The sequence below is a fragment of the Streptomyces sp. NPDC002499 genome (assembly GCF_053595415.1).
On sequence record NZ_JBSFXO010000013.1, the window covers coordinates 315312 to 339078 of the forward strand.

The following is a 23767-nucleotide window of genomic DNA, read 5'->3' on the forward strand; positions in this document are numbered from 1 at the left end:
ACTCAGGGGGCGAGCCACGCCGTGGTGAAGGTGTCGATCTCCTCACGGATCCGTGCCTGGCCGGCCGGGTCGAGGAAGGAGACGTCGACCGCGTTCTTGGCCAGCTCCGCCAGGCCCCGCTCGTCGAGGTCGAGCAGCCGGGCGGCGACCGCGTACTCGTTGTTGAGGTCCGTGCCGAACATCGGCGGGTCGTCGGAGTTGATCGTGACGACGACTCCGGCCCGCACGAACTCCTTGATCGGGTGCTCGTCGAGGGTGCGGACCGCGCGCGTGGCGATGTTGGAGGTCGGGCACACCTCCAGCGCGATGCGTTCCTGGGCCAGGTGCTCTAGCAGCTTCGGGTCCTGGGCCGAACTCGTCCCGTGCCCGATGCGCTCCGCGCGCAGATACGTCAGCGCGTCCCACACCGTCTCCGGTCCTGTCGTCTCGCCGGCGTGCGGCACCGACCGCAGCCCGGCCGCGATCGCCCGGTCGAAGTACGGCTTGAACTGCGGCCGCGGTACGCCGATCTCGGGCCCGCCGAGCCCGAACGACACCAGGCCCTCCGGGCGCAGCCGGTCGTCGGTGGCCAGCCGCACGGTCTCCTCCGCGGCCTCCAGGCCCGCCTCGCCGGGAATGTCGAAGCACCACCGCAGTACGGTCCCGAACTCGGCCTCGGCCGCCTTGCGCGCGTCCTCGATCGCGTCCATGAAGGCGCGTGCGTCGATCCCGCGGCGGGTCGAGGAGTACGGGGTGATGGTCAGCTCGGCGTACCGCACCTGCTGCCGGGCCAGCTCGCGCGCCACCTCGTAGGTCAGCAGCCGCACGTCCTCCGGGGTCCGGATCAGATCCACGACGGACAGATACACGTCGATGAAGTGCGCGAAGTCCGTGAACGTGAAGTAGTCGACGAGCGCCTCGGCGTCGGTGGGCACCTGGGAGTCGGGGTGCCGTGCGGCCAGTTCCGAGACGATGCGCGGGGAGGCGGAGCCGACGTGATGCACGTGCAGTTCGGCCTTGGGCAGCCCGGCGATGAAGGCGTGCAGCTCACGCGGGGCGACGGAAGCGTCGAGGTGGTCGGTCAAGGGGTTCCTCCCCGGAACGGCGCCCCTGGGCGGCTCGGCCTCGCGGGACGCGGGTGATCGGCTGATCGGTGGTTCAGGGATCATCGTAGGCCGGGGCGGGGTGCTGGGTGCGGTGGGTGGGGGCGGGGGAGACAGCGGCCGACCGGGCGGCGAACCGGGCGGTCAGCCGTTCAGGCTGAGGCTTTACCATGGCGTGGCGATCGATCGAGGGGGACGGGAACGTGGTGGACGGGACACAGTCCGGCGGGGGAGCGGGCGCGGAACGCGACCCGTGGGCGCCGCCGCCCGAGGAGAAGACGTCGCTGGACAAGGGCGCCCGGCCCGGGCCCGGCGAGCCGCCCCAGGCGGCCCCGCCGTCCGCGTATCCGCCGCCCCCGGCGTACCCGCAGCCGCCTTCCGTGCACGACCAGGCCACGATGGCGGCCCTGCCGTCCGACGGCTTCGCCCCGCCCGGCCAGGGCACCGGCACACCCGGTCAGACGACCCCCGGTTTCGGCGCCCCCACCTACGGCGCTCCCGGCACGCCCCCGCCCGGCTGGTCCGACTCCGCCGTGCCGCCCCCGCCGTTCGCCCCGAGCGGGCCGCAGGGCCCCGGCGGCTACGGCTACCCCGCCTACCCGCAGGGCTACGGCTGGCCCGGTATGCAGCCGCCCCCGCAGAACGGCATGGGCACCGCCGCCATGGTGCTGGGCATCCTGTCCTGCTGCCTGTTCTGCGTGTACGGCATCCTCTCCGTCATCCTCGGCGTCCTCGCCGTGGTCTTCGCCGTCAAGGGCAAGCGACGAGCCGAACGCGGCGAGGCCACCAACCGCGGCCAGGCGCAGTCGGGCCTGATCACGGGCATCATCGGGATCGTCCTCGGTCTCGCCACGATCGCCCTGGTGATCGTCGGAATCGTGATCGCCGTGAACGACGACGACAGCGGCAGCACGGACGACGGCTCCTACTACGACTCGGCCCCCGGCATCTCGGCCCCCCTGCTGGCCCAGGGCTGAGTCGCCCCCGTCCCGCTACTCCCGGTCCGCGTCAGTCCCCGTCACCAGCACCCCGCAGCCGCTCCCGCGCCTCCATCAGGGCGAACCCCAGCAGATTGGGCCCCCGCCACCGCTGCGGATCCTCCGCGGCCGGGTCGTCCGCCGCGAGGCCGATGCCCCACACCCGGTCCACGGGGCTCGCCTCGACCAGTACGCGCGTGCCCGTCGTCAGCAGGTACTCCCGCAGATCCGCGTGCGCCGCGAACTTGTGGACGCTGCCCTCGACCACGATCCCGAAGCGCTCCCGCTCCCATATCGCCTGGTCGAAGCCGCGCACCAGCCGCCCCGCCTTCTTGGCGAGCGAGGGATGCCCCGCGTCCAGGACGCGCCGCTCCGCCTCCGCGTCCCCGAACAGCTGCGCTTTCCGCGCCATCATCCAGTGCTCGGCGGTGCCGTACTCCACCCCGTCCACCGTGAACGGCGCCGGCCACCACTGGCTCAGACAGCTCGAACCGACCTGACCGTCCGCCCGCGGCCGGTGCCCCCAGAAATGCAGGTACTTGATCTTCGCGCCCGCGCGGGCCGCCTTGACCAGCGTTTCCTGTGAATCGATCGTCCCCGTGATCCGTCCCATGCACGCGAGTCTGGCAGCCACCACTGACATTCCGTCCGTCCTTTCCCGTGGTCACTCGACACCTGGTCGACAGATTCCGTCGCGTAACCAAAAGGCAACAACGGAATCACTTGTTGGACGCCCTTTGCTCTGTCAGGATCGGCACTCAAATCGAGCTGGAGCTACGCCACCCGCCCCCGCGACCGAGGGGCTCCGGCGGAGGAGAGCGACATGCACAAGCCGGGCAATGCCACCCCGGACCGATTCCCGGCGCAGGACTGCTTCGCGGACGGCGCCCAGTACATCGCCGGCCGCCTGACCAAGGGCACCTCCGGCCGTACGCACACGGTCGTCGACCCGTCGACCGGCGAGGAGGTCCTCACCTACGAGCTGGCCGGACCCGAGGACGTGGACGCGGCCGTCGCCGCCGCCCGCGAGGCGTTCCCCGCCTGGTCCGCCGCCACCCCCGGCGACCGCTCCGACGCCCTGCACCGGCTGTCCTCCGTGCTCGCCGACCGCGCCGAGGACTTCGCCCGCGCCGAGTCCCTCCAGTGCGGCAAGCCGCTGAAGCTGACCCGTGAGTTCGACGTGCCGGGGACGATCGACAACACCTCCTTCTTCGCCGGTGCCGCACGGCACCTCCAGGGGCAGTCCGCCGGCGAGTACTCCGGCGACCACACCTCGTACATCCGCCGTGAGCCCATCGGTGTCGTCGGCTCCATCGCGCCCTGGAACTATCCCCTCCAGATGGCCGCCTGGAAGATCCTCCCGGCGATCGCCGCGGGCAACACGATCGTCCTCAAGCCGGCCGAGCTGACCCCGCTGACCTCACTGCTGTTCGCGCAGGCCGTCACCGACGCCGGCATCCCGGACGGAGTCGTCAACATCATCACCGGCACGGGCAAGGAGGCGGGCGAGCACCTGGTCGGCCACCCGGACGTGGTGATGACGTCCTTCACCGGCTCCACCGCCGTCGGCAAGCGCGTCGCCGAGATCGCCACCGCCACCGTCAAGCGCCTGCACCTGGAGCTCGGCGGCAAGGCGCCCTTCGTCGTGTTCGACGACGCCGACCTGGAGGCCGCCGCCAACGGCGCGGTCGCGGGCGCGCTCATCAACACCGGTCAGGACTGCACCGCCGCCACGCGCGCGTACGTGCAGCGCCCGCTCTACGAGGTGTTCGTCGAGCGGACGGCCGCCCTGATGGAGACCGTCCGGCTCGGCGACCCCTTCGCCGGAGGCACCGACCTCGGCCCGCTCATCTCGCACGTCCAGCGCGACCGCGTCGCCGGTTTCGTCGACCGGGCGCGTGCCTACGCGCGCGTGGTGACCGGCGGCGAGGTACCCGGCGGAGACCTGGAGAAGGGCGCCTACTACCGGCCCACCCTGATCGCCGACGCGGCCCAGGACAGCGAGGTCGTCCAGTCCGAGATCTTCGGCCCGGTCCTGGTGGTCCTGCCCTTCGACACCGACGACGAGGGCATCGCGCTCGCCAACGACACCCCGTACGGACTCGCCGCCTCCGCGTGGAGCCGCGACGTCTACCGCACCAACCGCGCCACCCGCGACATCAAGGCGGGCTGCGTGTGGATCAACGATCACATCCCGATCATCAGCGAGATGCCGCACGGCGGATACAAGGCATCCGGCTTCGGCAAGGACATGTCGGCGTACTCCTTCGAGGAGTACACCCAGATCAAGCACGTGATGTTCGACAACACGGCGGTGGCCAGGAAGGACTGGCACCGCACCATCTTCGGGGACCGGCTGTAGTTCGATTCCGGCTACCGCCGGGCGGGAAGACCGGCCGCCGACCACGGCCCCAACCTCGTCCCTCCTGAAAGGGCAGCAAGCGCATGGAGCAGTACGAGCCCGAACGCCTCTCCCCGGCCCAGGTGGCCGCCATGCGGCGCAGCTTCCGCAACGGGAGGGCCGCCCTCACCCGCCGTTCGCTGCTGCGCGCCTCCGCGGGCGGCGCGCTCGCGCTCGGCGGCGTCGGGGCACTGAGCGGCTGCGGGATCCCCGCGGCCGGCAAGACCCAGGGCGGCGTGTCCGCCGACGACCACTCGGCCACGGAGAAGACCGTCAACTTCTCCAACTGGACCGAGTACATCGACGTCGACGACAGCGGCAAGCACCACCCGACGCTGGACGCGTTCCGCAAACGGACCGGCATCACGGTCAAGTACACCGAGGACATCAACGACAACAACGAGTTCTTCGGCAAGATCAAGCCGCAGCTCGCCGCGGGCCAGGACACCGGCCGCGACATCATCGTCCTCACCGACTGGCTGGCCGCCCGCCTGATCCGCCTGGGGTGGGTCCAGAAACTGGACCCGTCCCATCTCCCGCACGCCTACGCCAACCTCTCGGCCCAGTTCCGCAACCCGGACTGGGATCCGGGACGCGCCTACTCCTACGTATGGCAGGGCATCTCGACCGTCATCGCCTACAACAAGAAGGCGCTCGACGGCGTCGAGGTGAAGTCGGTCTCCGACCTGCTCGACAACCCCAAGCTCAAGGGCCGGGTCGGCTTCCTGTCGGAGATGCGCGACAGCATCGGCATGACGCTGCTCGACATGGGCAAGGACCCGGCGAAGTTCACCGACGACGACTTCGACGCGGTGGTGGCCCGCATCCAGAAGGCCGTCGACAAGGGCCAGATCCGCCGCTTCACCGGCAACGACTACACGTCCGACCTCACCAAGGGCGACTTCGCGGCCTGTATCGCCTGGGCCGGTGACGTGGTCCAGCTCAAGGCGGACAGCCCCGACGTCGACTTCGTCATCCCGGACAGCGGCTACATGACGTCGACCGACAACATGCTGATCCCCAACAAGGCGCGCCACAAGACCAACGCCGAGCGGCTCATCGACTTCTACTACGAGCCCCAGCAGGCCGCCGACCTCGCCGCCTACATCAACTACGTGACGCCCGTCGACGGCGTGAAGCCCTATCTGGCGAAGATCGACAAGTCGGCGGCCGAGAACCCGCTGATCATTCCCGACCAGGCCATGGCCGCCAAGTCCCATGCCTTCCGCTCCCTGAGCGCGAAGGAAGAGACGGCCTACGAAGAGAAGTTCGCGAAGCTCACAGGGGCGTGACGACCATGAACACCACGGACAACAGCGGCGACGTCCGCCTCTCCGGAATCAGCAAGACCTACGGCGCCTTCACCGCCGTGCACCCGTTGGACCTGACCGTGCCGCAGGGCTCCTTCTTCGCCCTGCTCGGTGCCTCCGGCTGCGGCAAGACCACCACCCTCCGGATGATCGCGGGCCTGGAGGAGCCGAGCAGCGGGACCGTGTTCCTGGGCGACCAGGAGGTGACCCATCTGCCGCCCTACAAGCGGCCGGTGAACACCGTCTTCCAGTCCTACGCCCTCTTCCCGCACCTCGACATCTTCGAGAACGTCGCCTTCGGCCTGCGCCGGCGCGGCATCAAGTCGGTGAAGAAGCAGGTCGAGGACATGCTCGACCTGGTCCAACTGGGCGAGCAGGCACGCAAGAAGCCGCACCAGCTCTCCGGCGGCCAGCAGCAGCGCGTCGCCGTGGCCCGCGCCCTGATCAACACCCCGAAGGTGCTCCTGCTCGACGAGCCCCTCGGCGCCCTCGACCTCAAGCTGCGCCGCCAGATGCAGTTGGAGCTCAAGCGCATCCAGACCGAGGTCGGCATCACCTTCGTGCACGTCACGCACGACCAGGAGGAGGCCATGACCATGGCCGACACGGTCGCCGTGATGAACGCGGGCCGCGTCGAGCAACTCGGCTCGCCCACCGACCTGTACGAGAACCCCAACACCACGTTCGTCGCCAACTTCCTCGGCACCTCCAACCTGATCGAGGCCGAGGTCGACACCAAGAGCGGCGACGACATCGTCCTCAAGGCCGGTGGCGGCAAGCTGGTGCTGCCCGAGGCGCGCTGTTCGGCGCCGACCACCACCGGCGGCAAGGTGCTGGTCGGCGTACGCCCCGAGAAGATCTCCCTCACCCACGCCGACGAGGCCGGCGAGATCCCCGAGGGCCGCAACCGCATCACCGGCAAGATCGTCGACTCCAGTTTCATCGGCGTCTCCACGCAGTACGTCATCGACAGCCCGGTCTGCCCCGAGTTCGAGGTCTACGCCCAGAACATCGACCGCGACGCCCGGCTGCGGCCCGGCGCCGAGGTCGTCCTGCACTGGAACCCGGCCCACACCTTCGGCCTCGACGCGGCCCAGGACATCGACGCCGGCGTCGACATCGAGGAGGAGGCCGCCTGATGGCCGCAGCCACCGAGGCGCCCCCTCTGGCGCCGGCCCCCGACAAGAAGCCGCCGCGCAAGCGGGGCCGCTGGACGCCGTACTGGCTCCTGCTGCCCGGTCTGCTCTGGCTGGTGGTCTTCTTCGCGCTGCCGATGATCTACCAGGCCTCCACCTCCGTGCAGACGGGCTCCCTGGAGGACGGCTACAAGGTCACCTGGCACTTCGCGACCTACTGGGACGCGCTGAGCGAGTACTGGCCGCAGTTCCTGCGCTCGGTCCTCTACGCCGCCGCCGCGACCGTGCTGTGTCTGCTGCTCGGCTATCCGCTGGCGTATCTCATCGCGTTCCGCGCGGGCCGCTGGCGGAACCTGATCATGATCCTGGTGATCGCGCCCTTCTTCACCAGCTTCCTGATCCGCACGCTCGCCTGGAAGACGATCCTCGCGGACAGCGGCCCGGTCGTCGGCGCCCTCAACACGCTGCACGTCCTGGACGTCACCAGCTGGCTCGGCTGGACCTCCGGCGACCGCGTGCTGGCCACACCGCTCGCCGTCGTCTGCGGACTGACGTACAACTTCCTGCCGTTCATGGTGCTGCCGCTCTACACCTCGCTGGAACGCATCGACGGGCGGCTGCACGAGGCGGCCGGCGATCTGTACGCGAAGCCCTTCACGACCTTCCGCAAGGTGACCTTCCCGCTGTCGATGCCGGGTGTGGTCTCCGGGACGCTGCTGACGTTCATCCCGGCGGCCGGCGACTACGTGAACGCCGAACTCCTCGGCTCCACCGACACCCGCATGATCGGAAACGTCATCCAGACGCAGTTCCTGCGGATCCTGGACTATCCGACGGCCGCGGCCCTCTCCTTCATCCTCATGGCGGCGATTCTCCTCATGGTCACCATCTACATCCGCAGGTCCGGGACGGAGGATCTGGTCTGATGCCCGTCGTCACCTGGTTCAAGCGCCATCTCGTCGTCATCGCGGGACTTCTGACCCTCGGTTATCTGCTGCTGCCGAACGTCGTCGTCACGGTGTTCTCCTTCAACAAACCGAAGGGGCGCTTCAATTACGAATGGCAGCAGTTCTCCTTCGACGCCTGGAAAGACCCGTGCGGGGTCGCCGACATGTGCGGCTCGCTCTCGCTGAGCCTCCAGATCGCCTTCTGGGCGACCGTCGGCGCGACCGCGCTCGGCACGATGATCGCCTTCGCGCTGGTCCGCTACCGCTTCCGCGCGCGCGGTTCCGTGAACTCGCTGATCTTCCTGCCGATGGCGATGCCCGAGGTCGTCATGGCCGCCTCGCTGCTCACCCTGTTCCTCAACCTCGGTGCGCCGCTCGGGTTTTGGACGATCCTGATCGCGCACATCATGTTCTGCCTCAGCTTCGTCGTCGTCGCCGTCAAGGCACGGGTGATGTCGATGGACCCGCGCCTGGAACAGGCCGCCCAGGACCTCTACGCCGGCCCGGCGCAGACCTTCCTGCGCGTCACCCTGCCCATCGCGGCACCCGGAATCGCCGCGGGCGCGCTGCTTTCCTTCGCGCTCTCCTTCGACGATTTCATCATCACCAATTTCAACGCGGGCTCGACCGTCACCTTCCCCATGTTCGTCTGGGGTTCGGCACAGCGCGGAACACCCGTACAGATCAATGTCATCGGCACGGCCATGTTCCTGGTCGCCGTACTGTTGGTGCTGTTCTCCATGGTTCTCGGAAATCGCCGCAACAGGCAGAAGGCGTAAGCACAAAGCCCTTGTAGGGAGTTGAAATCATGGCCCCAAGCGCCATGAGCAAGTGGACGAAGTCGCTCTCCGACGCACAGCCGGTCCCGTACTGGCTCGAAGATCCCGGCAAGCCCCACCCCGAGCCCGCGCTCACCGGCGCCGAGACCTGCGATCTGCTGGTCGTCGGCGGCGGATACAGCGGACTGTGGACCGCGCTCATCGCCAAGGAGCGCGACCCGCGACGGGATGTCGTCCTGCTGGAAGGCCGCGAGGTGGGCTGGGCCGCCTCGGGCCGCAACGGCGGCTTCTGCGCCGCCTCCCTCACCCACGGCCTGCCCAACGGCCTCGCCCGCTGGCCCGAGGAGATCCACCAGCTGGAGAAGCTGGGCGCCCGCAACCTCGACGAGATCGAGAGCGCGGTCGCCCGGCACGGCATCGACTGCGACTTCGAGCGCACCGGCGAGATCGACGTGGCGACCGAGCCCTACCAGGCGGCCGAACTGCGCGACTGGTACGAAGAGATGGAGCGCGCGGGCCTCGCCGAGGGCGTCGAGTTTCTGGACGCCGAGGCGGTACGGCAACAAGTCGACTCACCGACCTTCCAGGCGGGCCTGTGGGACCGCGGAGGCGTGGCGATGCTCCACCCCGCCAAGCTGGCCTGGGGGTTGAAGCAGGCCTGCGTCCGGCTCGGGGTCCGCGTGTACGAGCACACCCCCGCCCTCGCCCTGAAGCCGTACGGCGCCGGCATGGCCGTACGCACCCCCTACGGCTCGGTCCGGGCCCGCAAGGTCGCGCTCGGCACCAACATCTTCCCGAACCTGATCAAGCGCGTACGGGCGTACACCGTCCCGGTCTACGACTACGCGCTGATGACCGAACCGCTCAGCGACGAGCAGTTGGCGTCGATCGGCTGGAAGAACCGCCAGGGTCTCGGTGATTCGGCGAACCAGTTCCACTACTTCCGGCTGTCGGCCGACAACCGGATCCTGTGGGGCGGCTACGACGCGATCTACCCGTACGGCGGCCGGGTGCGCCGGGAGTACGACGACCGCCCGGAGACGTACGCGAAGCTCGCGGGGCATTTCTTCACCTGCTTCCCGCAGTTGGAGGGCGTCCGCTTCTCGCACGCGTGGGGCGGCGCGATCGACACCTGCTCGCGCTTCTCGGCGTTCTTCGGCACCGCGCACCGGGGGAACGTGGCGTACGCGGCCGGGTACACGGGTCTCGGTGTCGGCGCCACCCGCTTCGGCGCCGACGTGATGCTGGACCTGCTGGACGGCGAGGACACCGAGCGGACCCGGCTGGAGATGGTCCGCAGGAAGCCGCTGCCGTTCCCGCCCGAGCCGTTCGCCTGGACGGGCATCGCCCTCACCAAGTGGTCGCTGGCTCGCGCGGACACCCGCGACGGTCGGCGCAACCTGTGGCTGCGCACCATGGACCGGCTTGGCCTGGGCTTCGACAGCTGAACGCCGCTTTCGCGAGGTGTGATCCGGTTCACTCCAACGGGGTGCCGGAACCCGCGTAATGCTCCCCGGAAGACCTCCCTCTCTCTCGTGACGCGACCAGCGTCCACGACACAGAGGGAGGTCGTCTCATGACTGGGGCGAAGACGGCGGTCGACTGGCTGGCATCGGTGGCACCCGACCCCGAGGCTTGCCGCTGGGAATGGGAGCGCAATCCGCTGGGGGTGGCCCTGCTGCCCGCCGGCAAGGCGTGGGACGTACTGATCCTGCCGGGCGAACTCGGCTATCCCACGCTCGACGTACTCACCCGGGTGCTGGATCAACCCGGGCCTGTGCTCGTCGACTTCGGCGACAACCGGATGGGCTTCTTCGTGCCGCCCGGGACGGCCGCGCGCTGGCTCGGCACCGGCATCCGCACGGCGGGCGCGGGCACCTGGATCGTCGTGCCCTACCCGGGCCGTGCCACCGGAGGAGTCCGCTGGCTGGTCCCTCCGGACGGCTCGGGCACGCTCACCGATCCGGCCCTGCTCGAACTCGCCATGCACGAGGCGGCGGCCGGGCTGGCCACCGACGACGGCAGCCCATGAGGACGGGCGATGACAGTGGGCGATGAACGCGGGTAGCGGCAGGAGGTCTTGACAACAGGATTGGTCTGGACCAAATTGAGCGCGCTCCACCCCTCCAATTCCCCCATGTCCGGAGGCCCTTGTGGACCGCTTCAGACCCTTCCTCGCCCTGCTCACGGCCACCTTGCTGGCCGTGCCCGGAATCACCGCGCTCTCGTCGGCCGCCCGTGCGGCCGACGCGGAACTGGCGAAGAACGGAGGCTTCGAGTCCGGCCTCGACAGCTGGACCTGTTCGGCCGCCAAGACGGTGAACTCGCCCGTGCACAGCGGGAGTTCCGCGCTGCAGGCAACCCCGGCCGGCAGCGACTACGCCCAGTGTGCGCAGACGGTGACCGTCCAGCCGAACTCCCAGTACACGCTGAGCGGTTACGTCCGCGGCTCCTACGTCTATCTCGGTGCGAACGGCACCGGCACCACCGACGTCTCCACCTGGACCCAGTCCGCCCCCGACTGGCAGAAGCTCACCACGACCTTCACCACCGGCGCCGCCACCACCAAGGTCACTCTCTACACCCATGGTTGGTACGGCACCGGCGCCTACTACGCCGACGACATCTCCCTCATCGGCCCCGGCGGCAGCACCGGCCAGCCGCCCGCCGCCCCGACCGGCCTCAGGACCGGCACGATCACCTCGTCCTCCGTCGGCCTGTCCTGGACGGCGGCCACCGGCGCCACCAGCTACGCGATCTATCGCAACGGCACCAAGGTCCAGACGGCGACCGGCACTTCGGCGACCGTGACCGGCCTGACCGCGTCCACCGCGTACAGCTTCCAGGTCACCGCGAGCAACGACGCCGGCGAGTCGGCGAAGTCGGCCGCGGTGACCGCGACGACCAGCACGGGCACCGGCGGCACCCCGGGCCTGCCCACCCACGCCCTCGTCGGCTATCTCCACGCCAGCTTCGCCAACGGCGCCGGCTACACGCGCCTGGCCGACGTGCCCGACAGCTGGGACGTCATCGACCTGGCCTTCGGCGAGCCGACCTCCACCACCTCGGGCGACATCCGCTTCAACCGCTGCCCGGTGACGGAGTGCGCGAACGTCGAGTCCGACGCCGACTTCAAGGCGGCGATCAAGGCCAAGCAGGCGGCGGGCAAGAAGGTGCTGATCTCGATAGGCGGCGCCAACGGCCAGGTCCAGCTGACCACGACGGCGGCCCGGGACACCTTCGTCTCGTCCGTCTCGAACATCATCGACACCTACGGCCTGGACGGCCTGGACATCGACTTCGAGGGCCACTCGCTCTCCCTGAACGCGAGCGACACGGACTTCAAGAACCCGACGACCCCCGTGATCGTCAACCTGATCTCGGCCCTGAAGACCCTGAAGGCCAAGTACGGCTCGAAGTTCGTGCTCTCGATGGCCCCGGAGACCTTCTTCGTGCAGATGGGCTACCAGTTCTACGGCACCGGCAAGTTCGGCGGCCAGGACCCGCGCTGCGGCGCGTACCTCCCGGTCATCTACGCCCTGCGCGACGACCTCACCCTGCTCCACGTCCAGGACTACAACTCGGGCCCGATCATGGGCCTCGACAACCAGTACCACTCCATGGGCGGCGCCGACTTCCACATCGCCATGACCGACATGCTGCTCACGGGCTTCCCGGTGGCCGGTGACGCCAACAACGTCTTCCCGGCCCTGCGCCCCGACCAGATAGCCATCGGCATGCCGGCGTCGACGAACGCGGGCAACGGCTACGTCTCCCCGTCCGAGGTCAACAAGTCCCTGGACTGCCTGACGAAGAAGACCAACTGCGGCTCGTACACCACCCACGGCACCTGGCCCGCCCTGCGCGGCCTGATGACCTGGTCGGTCAACTGGGACCGGTACTCGAACTGGGAGTTCCAGCGGAACTTCGACGCGTACTTCCCCTGAGCGAACCGAGCGGGCCGGGCTGGCCGAGCACCAGGGTCAGCGCGGTCAGCAGGATCGTGCCGAGGCACCAACTGGCCACCACGTCCAGTGGCCAGTGGTAGCCCCGGCGGACCAGGCCGAAGGCGACGGCGAGGTTGAGGACGGCGGCAGTGACGACCACCGCCCGGCGGGCGTTCGCCGAGCGGAGCCACGGGAGGAGGAGCAGGGCCGCGGTGCCGTACGCGACCATCGCCGTCGCGGTGTGGCCGGAGGGGTAGTAGCCGGTGGCGGGCGGCACGGCCGGGGTCCCGGGGCGGTCGATCAGCTCCTTGAGGGGCACGACCAGCACCGGGACCAGCATCATCAGGACGGCTCCGGCGAGCGGCGGCAGCCACCAGCGGTCCGTACCTGTGGCACGACCTCGCCAGGCGACGTAGACCAGGGCGACGGCGAGGACCGGGACCGCGATCTGGAAGTTGCCGAGGTCGGCGAGCAGCTCGGAGGCGCGGTCCGGATGGACGAGGGCCCGGCTGATCCGTTCGTCCGCGCGCAGCAGGGGGCCGTCGGCCACGACCTGCCAGGTGATCAGCGCGAAGAGGAGGGCGGGAAGCCCGAGGGGAAGTACGAAGGAGAGAGAGGAGGTCGGCCACCCCGGAACAGGGGGGGTGGTTCCGGGGTGGCCGTCCGGATCGGATCGACGCCCACCCCGGGGGGTTTGGGGCGGGCGACTGTCCGATCGGTGAGGAGATCCGGAGCCGGAGGCTCCGGGTGTGTGCGCGAGGGCACGACCAGGTCGAAGCTGGGGAGGCCCCGTCCTGAAATCGCCCACAGTCCCCTGTGGGCGGGGTGTATCTCTCATCTGGAATGAACCTACGGCAGTGGAGTGGGCGAAGACAGGCGGAATCGAGTCCCGCCATGCACCTCGCACACCTTCTTCACACGCTCTGCCGGTGGGCATCCCCGGGGCGTCCCTAGATGCGGGTGAAGGCCTGCTCGATGATGTCGAGGCCCTCGTTCAGGAGGTCCTCGCCGATGACCAGCGGGGGCAGGAAACGCAGGACGTTGCCGTAGGTGCCACAGGTCAGGACCACCAGACCTTCCTGGTGGCAGGCCTTGGCCAGCGCGGCGGTCGCCTCCGGGTTCGGCTCCTTGGTCGTCCGGTCCTTGACGAGTTCGACGGCGATCATCGCGCCGCGCCCGCGCACGTCACCGATGATGTCGAACTTCTCCGCCATCGCGGCCAGGCGGGGCTTCATGACCGCCTCGATGTGCTTGGCCCGGGCGTTGAGGTCCAGCTCCTTCATCGTCTCGATGGCACCGAGCGCACCGGCGCAGGCCACCGGGTTGCCGCCGTAGGTGCCGCCGAGGCCGCCGGCGTGCGCGGCGTCCATGATCTCGGCGCGGCCGGTCACCGCGGCCAGCGGGAGCCCGCCCGCGATGCCCTTCGCCGTGGTGATCAGGTCGGGCACGATGCCCTCGTCCTCGCAGGCGAACCACTGACCGGTACGGCAGAAGCCGGACTGGATCTCGTCGGCGACGAAGACGATGCCGTTGTCCTTGGCGAACTTGCTCAGCGCCGGCAGGAAGCCCTTGGCCGGCTCGATGAAGCCGCCCTCGCCGAGCACCGGCTCGATGATGATCGCGGCCACGTTGTCCGCGCCCACCTGCTTGCTGATCTGGTCGACGGCCTGCGCGGCCGCCTCCGCACCGGCGTTCTCGGCACCGGTCGGCCAGCGGTAGCCGTACGCCACCGGCACCCGGTAGACCTCGGGCGCGAACGGCCCGAAGCCGTTCTTGTACGGCATGTTCTTCGAGGTCAGCGCCATCGTCAGGTTCGTACGCCCGTGGTACCCGTGGTCGAACACCACCACGGCCTGCCGCTTGGTGTACGCCCGCGCGATCTTGACGGCGTTCTCGACGGCCTCGGCGCCCGAGTTGAACAGCGCCGACTTCTTGGCGTGGTCGCCCGGGGTCAGCTCGGCGAGCGCCTCCGCGACCTCCACGTACCCCTCGTAGGGCGTGACCATGAAACAGGTGTGGGTGAAGTCGGCCAGCTGCGCGCTCGCCCGCCGTACGACGGCCTCGGCGGAGGCGCCGACGGAGGTCACCGCGATGCCGGAACCGAAGTCGATCAGCCGGTTCCCGTCGACGTCCTCGATGATCCCGCCGCCGGCCCGCACGGTGAAGACGGGCAGTACCGAGCCCACGCCCTGCGCGACCGCGGCGAGCCGGCGGGCCTGCAGTTCCTGCGACTTCGGGCCGGGGATGGCGGTGACTACGCGGCGCTCCTGCGGAAGTGCGGTCATGAGGGGCTCCTGGGGGTGTTGCGGCCAAACGGACTGTTGGCTTCGGCTGTGGCGTCGGCTGTGACTTTTCCTTTTCTCGCAGGCTAGGACGGGGCATGGGGGGTGGGCATGCTCCATGTGGGCGTTTTCGGTGCCGCCGGTTGTCCACCGTGGACATGGCCCACTCCGGGAGTGCTGGGACGGCCCGGCCGCGCAATCGGTGAACTCCCCTTGCGGGCGCGTTAGATTGACCGCTGAAGGTGGACGGAACGGCTGGTCAGGAAGCGAGAGCGATGGACAGCGACGGGACGCAGGACACGCGGGGTACGCAGGCGAATCCCGTGCCGCGCCCGGCGGGGCCGCCCCGGATCCCGCCGCGGCCCGCCGACGCCCCCGGCGCGCCGCCACGCCCGGACGGCTCGGCCTTCCTGACCTGGCTGCGGACGGCGCGCCCGGAGACGCTGCCCGGGGTGTGGCGGTTCGGACACCGGCCGCGGCCCGAGGAGGAGCCCGAGCGGATCCCGGGCCGCCAGCTGATCAGCGGCGCGCTGATCGCCTTCCTGGTCGGCTGGCTGATCTGGTCGCTGCTGTGGAACGGCTACGTCGGCGGCTGGTGGCTGCTCCCGCTCTACGCGATGATCCCGGACTCCTGGGCCTCGCCCCACAGCTTCGCCTCCGTCGTGGTCGTCTACGCCTACTACGTGCTGATCGCCCTGATCATCATGATCGGCGTGGGCCGGCTCGGCCGCTGGGCGGAGATCTGGCGCCGCTACGGCCCGCCCGCCTGGAACCGCTCCGCGACCCCCCGTACCGAACGCCCCCCGGCCCCCGAGCAGGACCCCGCCGAATGGCCCCAGCTGCGGGCCGCGGGCGCCGTGGACGCGGCCGAGCGGCTGACGACCGAGGCGCGGTCCGGGCTGATGCGGGACGTCGACCACGCCCGGATCACCCGGGCCTGGCAGGGCGTGCGCAGCGGCCGGCACACCCTCGCCGCCTTCACGGGTGCCGTACTGAAGGACGGCTCGGCCGCCTGTCTGCACCCCTCCGGCGAACGTGACCTGCCGGCCCGGCTGGCCCGCCACGACCTGCTGACCGGACAGGTACGGCTCGGCACCACCGCCGACGACCCCCGTAACCCCTACGCCTACCGGGGTGCGGGCCTCGGCCTGGACCCCGACCTGCTGGGCACCTCCCTCCTTGCCGTCGGACCGGCCGGCTCCGGCAAGACCGGGACCCTGGTCCGCCCGCTCGCCGAGTCGCTGTGCCTGCACGCGCTGGCGGGCCGCGCCGCGGTGGTCGTGGTCGGCGCGGCGGGCGCGGGGCTCGGACCGGTCGACGCGTACGACGTCGTCGTACGGATCGGGAATCCGGAATCCGTCTACGACCTGGACCTGTACGGCGGCACCGCGGACCCGGACGAGGCCGCGGCCGTGCTCGCCGAGGCGTTGGTCGGGGACCTCGCCGATCCGCACCCGGGCAACGACAGCCGGCGCTCCACGACCGTCCTGGCCCAACTCCTCGGCCCCTTCCGGGCCGTGCACGGCCGTTTCCCGTCCGTGCCGGAGCTGCGGCAGCTGCTGGACGGCGCGCCCGGCCCGCTGGACACCCTGCGGAAGGCGTTGCAGGGCTCGGGACAGGAGTCGCTGATCCGCGAACTGGACGCGCGGGAGCGGCAGTTGGCGCATCCCGGCGATGTGGCGCCGGTGCTCGCGGACCGGGTGGCGCTGCTGGACCGGCCCGCCTTCGCCGGGTTCTTCGACACGTCCGGGCAGACGCGGCCGTTCTCGCTCAAGGCGCTCGACCACCCCGTACGGGTCCGCATCGACCTGCCCGAGCGCGGGCACGCGGACGCCTCGCGGATGCTGGCGCGGCTGGTGCTCGCGCAGTTCACGGCGAGCGTGTCGGCGCGGGAGGACCGGTCGCTGTTCGCCTGTCTGGTGCTGGACGACGCGTCGGGCGTGGTGACCCCGGAGGCCATCCGCGGCATCCAGCGGCTGCGGTCGGCGAACGCCGGTGTCGTCCTCACCCTGCGCACCCTGGACGACGTACCCAGGCCCCTGCGCAACCCCCTGCTCGGCGCCGCCGGCTGCCGGATGGCGCTCGCCGGGCTCACCCCCTGGGACGGGCAGGACTTCGCCGAGGTCTGGGGCAAGGAGTGGACCGAGGCGCGGGACGTCACCGACCGGCAGATCATCGCCGAGACCCCCGCGGGCAAGGCCCTGCACATGGTCCGCCGCGTGATCACCGGCAAGGCCCCGACCCAGCGCGCGGTCACCGTCCGCCAGGTCGAGCGGGAGCGCTGGTCGGCGTCCGAGCTGGCCCACGGCGTACCGGCGGGCCACGCGGTCCTCTCCCTGACGAACGTGAAGGGCGAACACGCGCCACCGCTCCTGGTGGACCTCCGGAGCTGAGGGCAACGGGTGACGGGTGGCGGGAGACGGATCGGGACCTGGATCGTACGGTGAGGCAGAATCGGTAGAGGTCGTTCATACGAAGCGGCCAAATGATCAGCTCGGGTCATCCGATCGCTCCACCCGATTCACCTCACCGCACGTCACCGCACCTCGCTCCCGCCCGCCGACCTGAAGGCCCCATGCGCCCCACCCTCGCCTCGCTCGTCCATCACTCCGCGCTCAAGCTGACCGTGCGCGCGGGCGAGGACCGCCTGGACGTGCCCGTCCGCTGGGTGCACGCCAGCGAGCTGGCCGATCCGGTGCCCTACATGGAGGGCGGCGAGCTCCTCCTGATCACCGCGCTGAAGCTGGACGCGGAGGACCCGGAGGCGATGCGCCGGTATGTGAAGCGGCTGGCCGAGGCGGGCGTGGTCGGACTCGGCTTCGCCGTGGGCGTCCACTACGAGGACATTCCAGGGGCCCTGGTGGACGCGGCGGTGAAGGAGGGACTGCCGCTCCTCGAAGTCCCGCGCCGCACCCCCTTCCTCGCCATCAGCAAGGCGGTCTCCGCGGCCATCGCGGCCGACCAGTACCGCGCGGTGACGGCGGGCTTCGCCGCCCAGCGCGAACTGACCAGACAGACCCTGACCAACGGCCCCGAGGGGCTCCTCGCCGCGCTCGCGACCCAGGTGGACGGCTGGGCGGCGCTCTACGACGTCTCGGGCGCCGTGGTCGCCGCGGCACCGGAGTGGGCGGGCCGCCGGGCCGGACGCCTCACGCCCGACGTGGAGCGACTGCGGGAACGACCGGCCCCCGCGTCCTCGGTGGTGGGCGGCCCGGAGAACGAGGACCGGGTAGAGCTGCACTCGCTCGGCACGGGCCGCAGACCACGTGCGGCCTTGGCGGTCGGCACGGCAGCCGCCCTGGGCACGGCGGAACGCTACGCGGTCCACTCGGCCATCGCCCTCCTCACCCTCACCACGGAACGCTCCCGCTCCCTCCAGGACGCCGAACAGCGCATCGACGCGGCGGTCCTGCGCCTGCTCCTGGCCGGCGAACCGGACCACGCCCGCACGGTCGCCGGCGACCTCTACGGCACCCTCCTCGACGCGCCCTTCCGCATCGTCGTGGCCGAATCGCCCTCGGCGTCGGTCGCACTCGCCGAGGCCGTGGAGTCCGCCGCCGCCCGCGCGGGGGAGTCGGTGCTGGTGGTGCCCGAGGGCGGGCGCCTGGTCGTCCTGGCCGCGGACGAGGGCGCCGCGGTCGCCGCGTGCCGGGAGTACACATCGGCACTGGAGGCGGCCCGGACGGGCGCGGTGGGCGACCAGCCCGTCGGCGACGAGACCGAACCGGTCGTCGGCCTGTCCGCCCCGGCGGGCCCGATCGCGGCGGCAGCGGCGTACAAACAGGCCGAACAGGCGCTGTCGGTGGCGAGACGCCGGGGCCGGATCTCGGTGGAACACGAACAACTGGCCGCGGGATCCGTCCTCCCGCTCCTGGCCGACGACGCGGTGAAGGCCTTCGCCGACGGCCTCCTCCGCCCCCTCCAGGAACACGACGCGACAGGCCGAGGCGACCTGGTCGCCTCCCTACGGGCCTGGCTCTCCCGCCACGGCCAATGGGACGCGGCAGCGGCCGACCTGGGCGTCCACCGCCATACGCTGCGCTATCGCATGCGCAGGGTGGAGGAGATCCTGGGCCGCTCCTTGGACGACCCGGACGTGCGGATGGAGCTGTGGCTGGCCCTGAAGGCAGGCAATTGAGCCCCTCCGGCGTTTGAGGAGCGGGGTCTGGGGCGGAGCCCCAGCGGGGTCGAAGGGGCAGAGCCCCTGGAGGATGGGACGGGTAGGGGCGGCGGGGGCGAAATCCCCCCACTACGCCAATCCGGCACACCCACCGCCCCCACCCCTACACCCCGGACAAACGCCGCCCCACCCCCACCGCCCTACGGTGGACCCGAATGACGCGAATACCCCATGCACCCCCGACGGAAGGGCCGGACCCCGCAATGACTTCCCCCACCGCCTTCTGGCTCGCCGGCCGCCAGGTCACCGGCGATGACACCTTCGACGTGACCTCCCCCTGGGACGGCCGCCTGGTGGCAAAGGTCGCCATCCCGACGGACGCCCAGGTGGAAGAGGCCGTCTCCGCCGCGCACGCGATCCGCGAGGACTTCGCCGCGACCCCGGCCCACCTCCGAGCCGCCGCCCTGGACCACGTGAGCCGCCGCCTGGCAGACCGCACGGAAGAGATCGCCCAGTTGATCTCCGCCGAGAACGGCAAGCCCATCAAGTGGGCCCGAGGCGAAGTCGGCCGCGCGGTCTCGGTCTTCCGTTTCGCCGCCGAAGAGGCCCGCCGCTTCAACGCCGGCGAGGCGCAACGCCTCGACACCGACCTCGGCGGCCAGGGCCGTCTCGCCCTCACCCGCCGCTTCCCCAAGGGCGTCGTCCTCGGCATCGCGCCCTTCAACTTCCCCCTGAACCTGTGCGCCCACAAGATCGCCCCGGCGATCGCGGCCGGCGTGCCGATCATCCTCAAGCCGGCCCCCGCCACCCCGCTCTCGGGCCTGATCATCGGCGACCTGCTCGCCGAGACCGACCTGCCCGCCGGTTCCTGGTCGATCCTCCCGGTCGCCAACGACAGGATGCCCGCGCTGGTCCAGGACGAGCGCCTGCCGGTCATCTCCTTCACCGGTTCCGAGAAGGTCGGCTACGCGATCATGGACTCGGTGCCGCGCAAGCACTGCACCCTGGAGCTGGGCGGCAACGGCGCGGCCGTCGTCCTCGCCGACTACGCGAGCGACGCCGACCTCGACTGGGCCGCGACCCGCATCGCGACCTTCTCCAACTACCAGGGCGGCCAGTCCTGCATCTCGGTGCAGCGGGTCATCGCGGACGCCTCGGTCTACGACCGGCTGCTGCCGCGCATCGTCGCCGCCGTCGAGGCCCAGGTCACCGGCGACCCCGCCGACGACAAGACCGACGTCGGCCCGCTGGTCAGCGAGGACGCCGCGAAGCGGGTCGAGTCCTGGGTCGACGAGGCCGTCTCGGCCGGCGCCACCCTGCTCGCCGGCGGCAAGCGCGACGGCGCCTCCTACGCGCCGACGGTCCTCACCGACGTACCGGCCGACACGACGATCTCCTGCGAGGAGGTCTTCGGACCGGTGCTGACCGTGACGAAGGTGGACGGCGAGGCCGCCGCCTTCGCCGCCGCCAACGACTCCAAGTACGGCCTCCAGGCAGGGGTGTTCACCCACGACGTGCAGGTCGCCTTCCGCGCCCACCGCGCGCTGGAGGTCGGCGGCGTGATCATCGGCGACGTCCCGTCCTACCGCGCCGACCAGATGCCGTACGGCGGCGCCAAGCAGTCGGGCGTCGGCCGCGAGGGCGTGAAGTTCGCGATGGACGACTACACGTACGAGCGGGTGCTGGTGCTGACGGGCCTCGCGCTCTGACCGCACCTCTCTAGCTAATGGGAACCATTTTCATATAGTCTCCCCGAAGGGGCCCGGCACCGATGCCTTCCGGTGCCGGGCCCCTTCTCCGCGTCGGCCCGCCCCGGACCCTCAACCGGAGAAGCCGACGTGCGCGAGCCGCAGCGGGCCGCGCAGTCTGAGGTGTACGTCGTGCACGCCCTCGGCGACGATCCCGGCACCGAGGACGGTGTAGTCGTACGGTCCCGACGTGGCCGTGGGCAGGGCGAGTTCGGCGAGTGCCGGACCGCCGTCGAGGGACAGTTCGACCGCCCCCTCGCCCGCCACCCGCACGGTCACCTCCGTGACACCGGCCCCGAAGTCGCAGTCCCGGTAGACCAGTTCACCGCCCCTGCCGTCCGCCGGCGTCACCGCGTCCCCCGACACCTTCGTACGGTCGACGATCGCGATCCCGCTCTGCTCGTCGAAGTCGGCGGCGGAGAGCCCCCGTTGGAGCACGCGGCGCGGACCGCCGGGGTCGCCGTCCAGCACAACCGTCGTCCGGAGGCGGACGTCCTCGCTGGAGGCGCCGGCCAACACCTCGTACGGGCCCGGCTCCAGACGCCACCCGCTGCCCTTCACGTCCCAGAACTCGAAGGCGGAGAGCGGGACTTCGAAGGACAGGTCCGCCCGGGCGCCCGGCGCCAGCGTGACCCGGCGGTGCGCGAGCAGCTCACGGCGCGGACGCGGCACCGACGGTTCCACGGCCCGCGTGTACAGCTGCGCGACCTCGTCGGCAGTGACGTCACCGGTGTTGGTCACCGTGAAGGAGACGTGCGCCGACCCGTCCTCGACCCGCACGGCGAGGTCGGCGTAGGCGAAGGACGCGTACGACAGTCCGTGGCCGAAGGGGAACTGGGGCGTGCCCTCGAAGTAGAGGTATGTCTGCCGGCCGCCGATCACGTCGTAGTCGAGCAGGTCGGGCAGGTCACCGTCGCTCGCGTACCAGGTCTGCGGCAGGCGCCCGGCGGGGGAGACCTCGCCGGACAGGACGCGGGCCAGCGCGGTGCCGGCCGCCTGGCCGCCGTGGGCCGTCCACAGCACGGCCGGCAGGGCCGCGGCCTGGACGGTGTACGGGTACGCGGAGACCAGTGCCAGCACCGTGCGCGGGTTGGTGGCGCGGGCCGCGCGCAGCAGGCGTTCCTGCTGGGCGGGGAGGCGGAGGGTCGTACGGTCCTCGGTCTCGCGGCCGTTGATGTGCGGGTCGTTGCCCGCGACGACCACGACGACGTCGGCCTGTGCGGCGACCCGCCGCACCGCCTCCTCGCCGCGCTCGACGAAGACCGGCTCGAACACCTCCGCCCCCGTCTCGGCAACCTTCACGCCGTCGGCGGCGACACAGACATGGCGACCTGTACCGATGTGCAGCAGGAGGTGACCGTTCTCGTGGGGTTCAAGGCGGAACGTCTCCTGGACGACCCAGCCGCCGGGCTGGTCGGTGGAGGCGCGGAGGTAGCCGTCATCGGCCACCGAGAGGTAGCGGCCGTCGGGGGCGCGGAGCGTGAGGACGCCCTCTCCCCAGTCGACGAGCGCGAGTTCGGTGCCGACGGGGTCGGTGGTGAGCGGGGGCAGATCGGTGCGTCCGGCCAGCAGGGCCGGGTCCAACGCGCCCTCGGCGCCGCGCACTTCGTCGGCCACCTCCACCAACGGCAGCTGGAGGAAGTCGCCTTGAGAGGTCCGCAGCCGCACCCGGTCCACGCCCTCCGCGAACTCCACGCGTTCGGCGCCGAACTGCTCGTACAACCCCTCCAGCGGAGTGGAGCGGTGGATGAGGGTGCCGCTGTACCAGTCGAGCTTGCACTCGTCGGCGAGCAGGCCGACGACCGCGATCCGGGTGTCGGGGGCGAGCGGCAGGAGGCCGTCGTTCCTGAGCAGCACGACGGCCTGCTCGGCGGCCTCCTGGGCGAGGGCGCGGTGCGCGGGGGTGTCGAAGTCGGCGGCCCCGGCGTACGGGTCGTAGCGCGGGTCGAACTCGCCCAGCCGGAAGCGTACGGAGAGCTGGCGGCGGACGGACGTGTCGATGTCCGCGTCCGTCAACAACCCTTGTTCGTACGCCCTCTTGATCCGCGCGGTGATCCGCGAGGCGTCCGTGCCGTGGTCGGTGAAGCTGTCGACGCCGGCGCTCAGCGCGGCGGCCGTCGCCTCCTCGTGGGTGTCGAAGTAGTGCTCGGAATCGACCAGGTTGGAGGGCGCCCCCGCGTCCGAGCAGACCAGCAGCTCCTCGTCGGTCCAGGCGCGCAGGTGCTCGCGCAGATACGGGGAGACGTGGTTGGGGCGGCCGTTGACCAGGTTGTACGCCGGCATCACCCCGGCGACCGCGCCCGCCTCGACCGTCTCGCGGAAGGCCCGCAGGTCGTACTCGTGCAGGACGCGCGGGCGGACCGAGGAGGACGTGACGTCGCGACCCGTCTCGTTGTTGTGCGCGAGCCAGTGCTTGAGGACCGGTGCCGTGCGCCAGTACGTCGGGTGGTCGCCGCGCAGGCCGCGCGTGTACGCGGTGGCGATGGCCGAGGTGAGCTTCGGATCCTCCGAGTAGCCCTCCTCGTTACGGCCCCACAGCGGATGGCGCAGCAGGTTCACCGTCGGCGCCCAGACGTTCAGGCCGACGCGGTCGTCGCGGGCGCGCATGGCCCGCGCCTCCTGGGCGACCGCCTCGCCGACGCGGCGCACCAGCTCCGGGTTCCAGGTCGCGCCGAGACCCACGGCCTGCGGGAACACCGTCGCCGGGCCCATCCACGCGACTCCGTGCAGGGCCTCCTGGCCGGTGCGGAAGGCGGCGATGCCCAGGCGCTCGACGGCGGGCGCGAACTGGTGCAGGAAGGAGATCCGCTCGTCGAGCGTCAGCCGCTCCAACAGATCGTCGATGCGCTTCGCGAACGGCAGCTGCGGATCGCGGAACGGCGGCGTGGACGGCGTCTGTTCGGTCACGTGGGGTTCCCCTTGCGATGGAGCGGCGGAACGCTTTCGAAGCGCTTCGATGCTCATTCGACGGACCGGTGGGTGTCAAGGGATGCTCACCGCTATTTCAAGCAGCGCATACCAAGAGGTCGTCCCTGATA

17 protein-coding genes are annotated in these 23767 nt (G+C 70.7%); 12 read left to right on the forward strand and 5 right to left on the reverse strand.

All coding sequences use genetic code 11. From position 1 onward, the window contains the following. Positions 1 to 2: 2 nt before the first annotated feature. Positions 3 to 1064, reverse strand: a complete 1062-nt coding sequence (locus ACWD5F_RS34760; protein ID WP_451260304.1) for an adenosine deaminase — start codon at positions 1062 to 1064, stop codon at positions 3 to 5. Positions 1065 to 1252: 188 nt separating this feature from the next. On the opposite strand from ACWD5F_RS34760, the gene ACWD5F_RS34765 reads away from it, so the two are divergent. Beyond that, the gene (locus ACWD5F_RS34765) at positions 1253 to 2059 is read left to right on the forward strand and encodes a DUF4190 domain-containing protein (RefSeq protein ID WP_401722959.1); all 807 of its coding nucleotides are present in this window, start codon (positions 1253 to 1255) and stop codon (positions 2057 to 2059) included. Between the two features lie 31 nt (positions 2060 to 2090). On the opposite strand, the gene ACWD5F_RS34770 is transcribed toward ACWD5F_RS34765, so the two are convergent. After that, positions 2091 to 2672, reverse strand: a complete 582-nt coding sequence (locus ACWD5F_RS34770) for an NADAR family protein (protein ID WP_451260305.1) — start codon at positions 2670 to 2672, stop codon at positions 2091 to 2093. Positions 2673 to 2882: 210 nt separating this feature from the next. On the opposite strand from ACWD5F_RS34770, the gene ACWD5F_RS34775 reads away from it, so the two are divergent. From ACWD5F_RS34775 to ACWD5F_RS34810, 8 genes are all read left to right on the forward strand, one after another. Continuing rightward, positions 2883 to 4421: a gamma-aminobutyraldehyde dehydrogenase gene (locus tag ACWD5F_RS34775; protein ID WP_451260306.1), complete on the forward strand. Its 1539-nt coding sequence runs from the start codon at positions 2883 to 2885 to the stop codon at positions 4419 to 4421. An 83-nt stretch (positions 4422 to 4504) separates the two neighbouring features. Beyond that, positions 4505 to 5752 (forward strand): polyamine ABC transporter substrate-binding protein, encoded by a 1248-nt coding sequence (locus tag ACWD5F_RS34780; protein ID WP_401722963.1) that lies wholly within the window; start codon positions 4505 to 4507, stop codon positions 5750 to 5752. Then, a complete protein-coding gene (locus tag ACWD5F_RS34785) occupies positions 5749 to 6909 on the forward strand; it encodes an ABC transporter ATP-binding protein (RefSeq protein ID WP_401722965.1) in 1161 nt (386 codons plus the stop codon). Before ACWD5F_RS34780 ends, ACWD5F_RS34785 begins: the two co-directional genes overlap by 4 nt. Continuing rightward, entirely contained in the window at positions 6909 to 7832 is a 924-nt protein-coding gene (locus tag ACWD5F_RS34790) for an ABC transporter permease (RefSeq protein ID WP_401722967.1), read from the forward strand. Before ACWD5F_RS34785 ends, ACWD5F_RS34790 begins: the two co-directional genes overlap by 1 nt. Then, on the forward strand, positions 7832 to 8632 hold the full coding sequence (locus ACWD5F_RS34795) for an ABC transporter permease (protein WP_401722970.1): 801 nt from the start codon (positions 7832 to 7834) through the stop codon (positions 8630 to 8632). Before ACWD5F_RS34790 ends, ACWD5F_RS34795 begins: the two co-directional genes overlap by 1 nt. Before the next feature lie 29 nt (positions 8633 to 8661). Continuing rightward, complete coding sequence (locus tag ACWD5F_RS34800) at positions 8662 to 10080, forward strand: NAD(P)/FAD-dependent oxidoreductase (RefSeq protein WP_451260307.1); 1419 nt, start codon at positions 8662 to 8664, stop codon at positions 10078 to 10080. A gap of 128 nt (positions 10081 to 10208) precedes the next feature. Further along, complete coding sequence (locus tag ACWD5F_RS34805; protein ID WP_401722975.1) at positions 10209 to 10664, forward strand: bifunctional DNA primase/polymerase; 456 nt, start codon at positions 10209 to 10211, stop codon at positions 10662 to 10664. 121 nt (positions 10665 to 10785) lie between these two features. Next, positions 10786 to 12579, forward strand: a complete 1794-nt coding sequence (locus tag ACWD5F_RS34810; protein WP_451260308.1) for a chitinase — start codon at positions 10786 to 10788, stop codon at positions 12577 to 12579. Here ACWD5F_RS34810 and ACWD5F_RS34815 read toward each other — a convergent pair. Together ACWD5F_RS34815 and gabT are read right to left on the reverse strand one after the other, a co-directional pair. Further along, entirely contained in the window at positions 12518 to 13147 is a 630-nt protein-coding gene (locus ACWD5F_RS34815; protein ID WP_451260354.1) for a phosphatase PAP2 family protein, read from the reverse strand. The genes ACWD5F_RS34810 and ACWD5F_RS34815 overlap by 62 nt on opposite strands. 382 nt (positions 13148 to 13529) lie before the next feature. Continuing rightward, complete coding sequence (gabT, locus tag ACWD5F_RS34820; RefSeq protein WP_451260309.1) at positions 13530 to 14864, reverse strand: 4-aminobutyrate--2-oxoglutarate transaminase; 1335 nt, start codon at positions 14862 to 14864, stop codon at positions 13530 to 13532. Positions 14865 to 15136: 272 nt separating this feature from the next. Here gabT and ACWD5F_RS34825 point away from each other — a divergent pair, with 272 nt between their 5' ends. From ACWD5F_RS34825 to ACWD5F_RS34835, 3 genes are all read left to right on the forward strand, one after another. Continuing rightward, a complete protein-coding gene (locus tag ACWD5F_RS34825) occupies positions 15137 to 17254 on the forward strand; it encodes an ATP-binding protein (protein WP_451260310.1) in 2118 nt (705 codons plus the stop codon). 182 nt (positions 17255 to 17436) lie between these two features. Further along, entirely contained in the window at positions 17437 to 18999 is a 1563-nt protein-coding gene (locus tag ACWD5F_RS34830; protein ID WP_451260311.1) for a PucR family transcriptional regulator, read from the forward strand. Between the two features lie 245 nt (positions 19000 to 19244). Next, a complete protein-coding gene (locus ACWD5F_RS34835; RefSeq protein WP_451260312.1) occupies positions 19245 to 20690 on the forward strand; it encodes an aldehyde dehydrogenase family protein in 1446 nt (481 codons plus the stop codon). Positions 20691 to 20801: 111 nt separating this feature from the next. On the opposite strand, the gene ACWD5F_RS34840 is transcribed toward ACWD5F_RS34835, so the two are convergent. Next, positions 20802 to 23636: a glycoside hydrolase family 3 C-terminal domain-containing protein gene (locus ACWD5F_RS34840; protein WP_451260313.1), complete on the reverse strand. Its 2835-nt coding sequence runs from the start codon at positions 23634 to 23636 to the stop codon at positions 20802 to 20804. Positions 23637 to 23767: the final 131 nt, after the last annotated feature.

Excerpts from the sequence above, each read along its gene's own strand:
- ACWD5F_RS34800 (WP_451260307.1), top strand. The coding sequence starts at position 8,662 with ATGGCCCCAAGCGCCATGAGCAAGTGGACGAAGTCGCTCTCCGACGCA.
- ACWD5F_RS34770 (WP_451260305.1), bottom strand. The coding sequence starts at position 2,672 with ATGGGACGGATCACGGGGACGATCGATTCACAGGAAACGCTGGTCAAG.
- ACWD5F_RS34805 (WP_401722975.1), top strand. The coding sequence starts at position 10,209 with ATGACTGGGGCGAAGACGGCGGTCGACTGGCTGGCATCGGTGGCACCC.
- ACWD5F_RS34795 (WP_401722970.1), top strand. The coding sequence starts at position 7,832 with ATGCCCGTCGTCACCTGGTTCAAGCGCCATCTCGTCGTCATCGCGGGA.
- ACWD5F_RS34775 (WP_451260306.1), top strand. The coding sequence starts at position 2,883 with ATGCACAAGCCGGGCAATGCCACCCCGGACCGATTCCCGGCGCAGGAC.
- ACWD5F_RS34790 (WP_401722967.1), top strand. The coding sequence starts at position 6,909 with ATGGCCGCAGCCACCGAGGCGCCCCCTCTGGCGCCGGCCCCCGACAAG.
- ACWD5F_RS34825 (WP_451260310.1), top strand. The coding sequence starts at position 15,137 with ATGGACAGCGACGGGACGCAGGACACGCGGGGTACGCAGGCGAATCCC.
- ACWD5F_RS34780 (WP_401722963.1), top strand. The coding sequence starts at position 4,505 with ATGGAGCAGTACGAGCCCGAACGCCTCTCCCCGGCCCAGGTGGCCGCC.
- ACWD5F_RS34835 (WP_451260312.1), top strand. The coding sequence starts at position 19,245 with ATGACTTCCCCCACCGCCTTCTGGCTCGCCGGCCGCCAGGTCACCGGC.
- ACWD5F_RS34765 (WP_401722959.1), top strand. The coding sequence starts at position 1,253 with ATGGCGTGGCGATCGATCGAGGGGGACGGGAACGTGGTGGACGGGACA.
- gabT (WP_451260309.1), bottom strand. The coding sequence starts at position 14,864 with ATGACCGCACTTCCGCAGGAGCGCCGCGTAGTCACCGCCATCCCCGGC.
- ACWD5F_RS34830 (WP_451260311.1), top strand. The coding sequence starts at position 17,437 with ATGCGCCCCACCCTCGCCTCGCTCGTCCATCACTCCGCGCTCAAGCTG.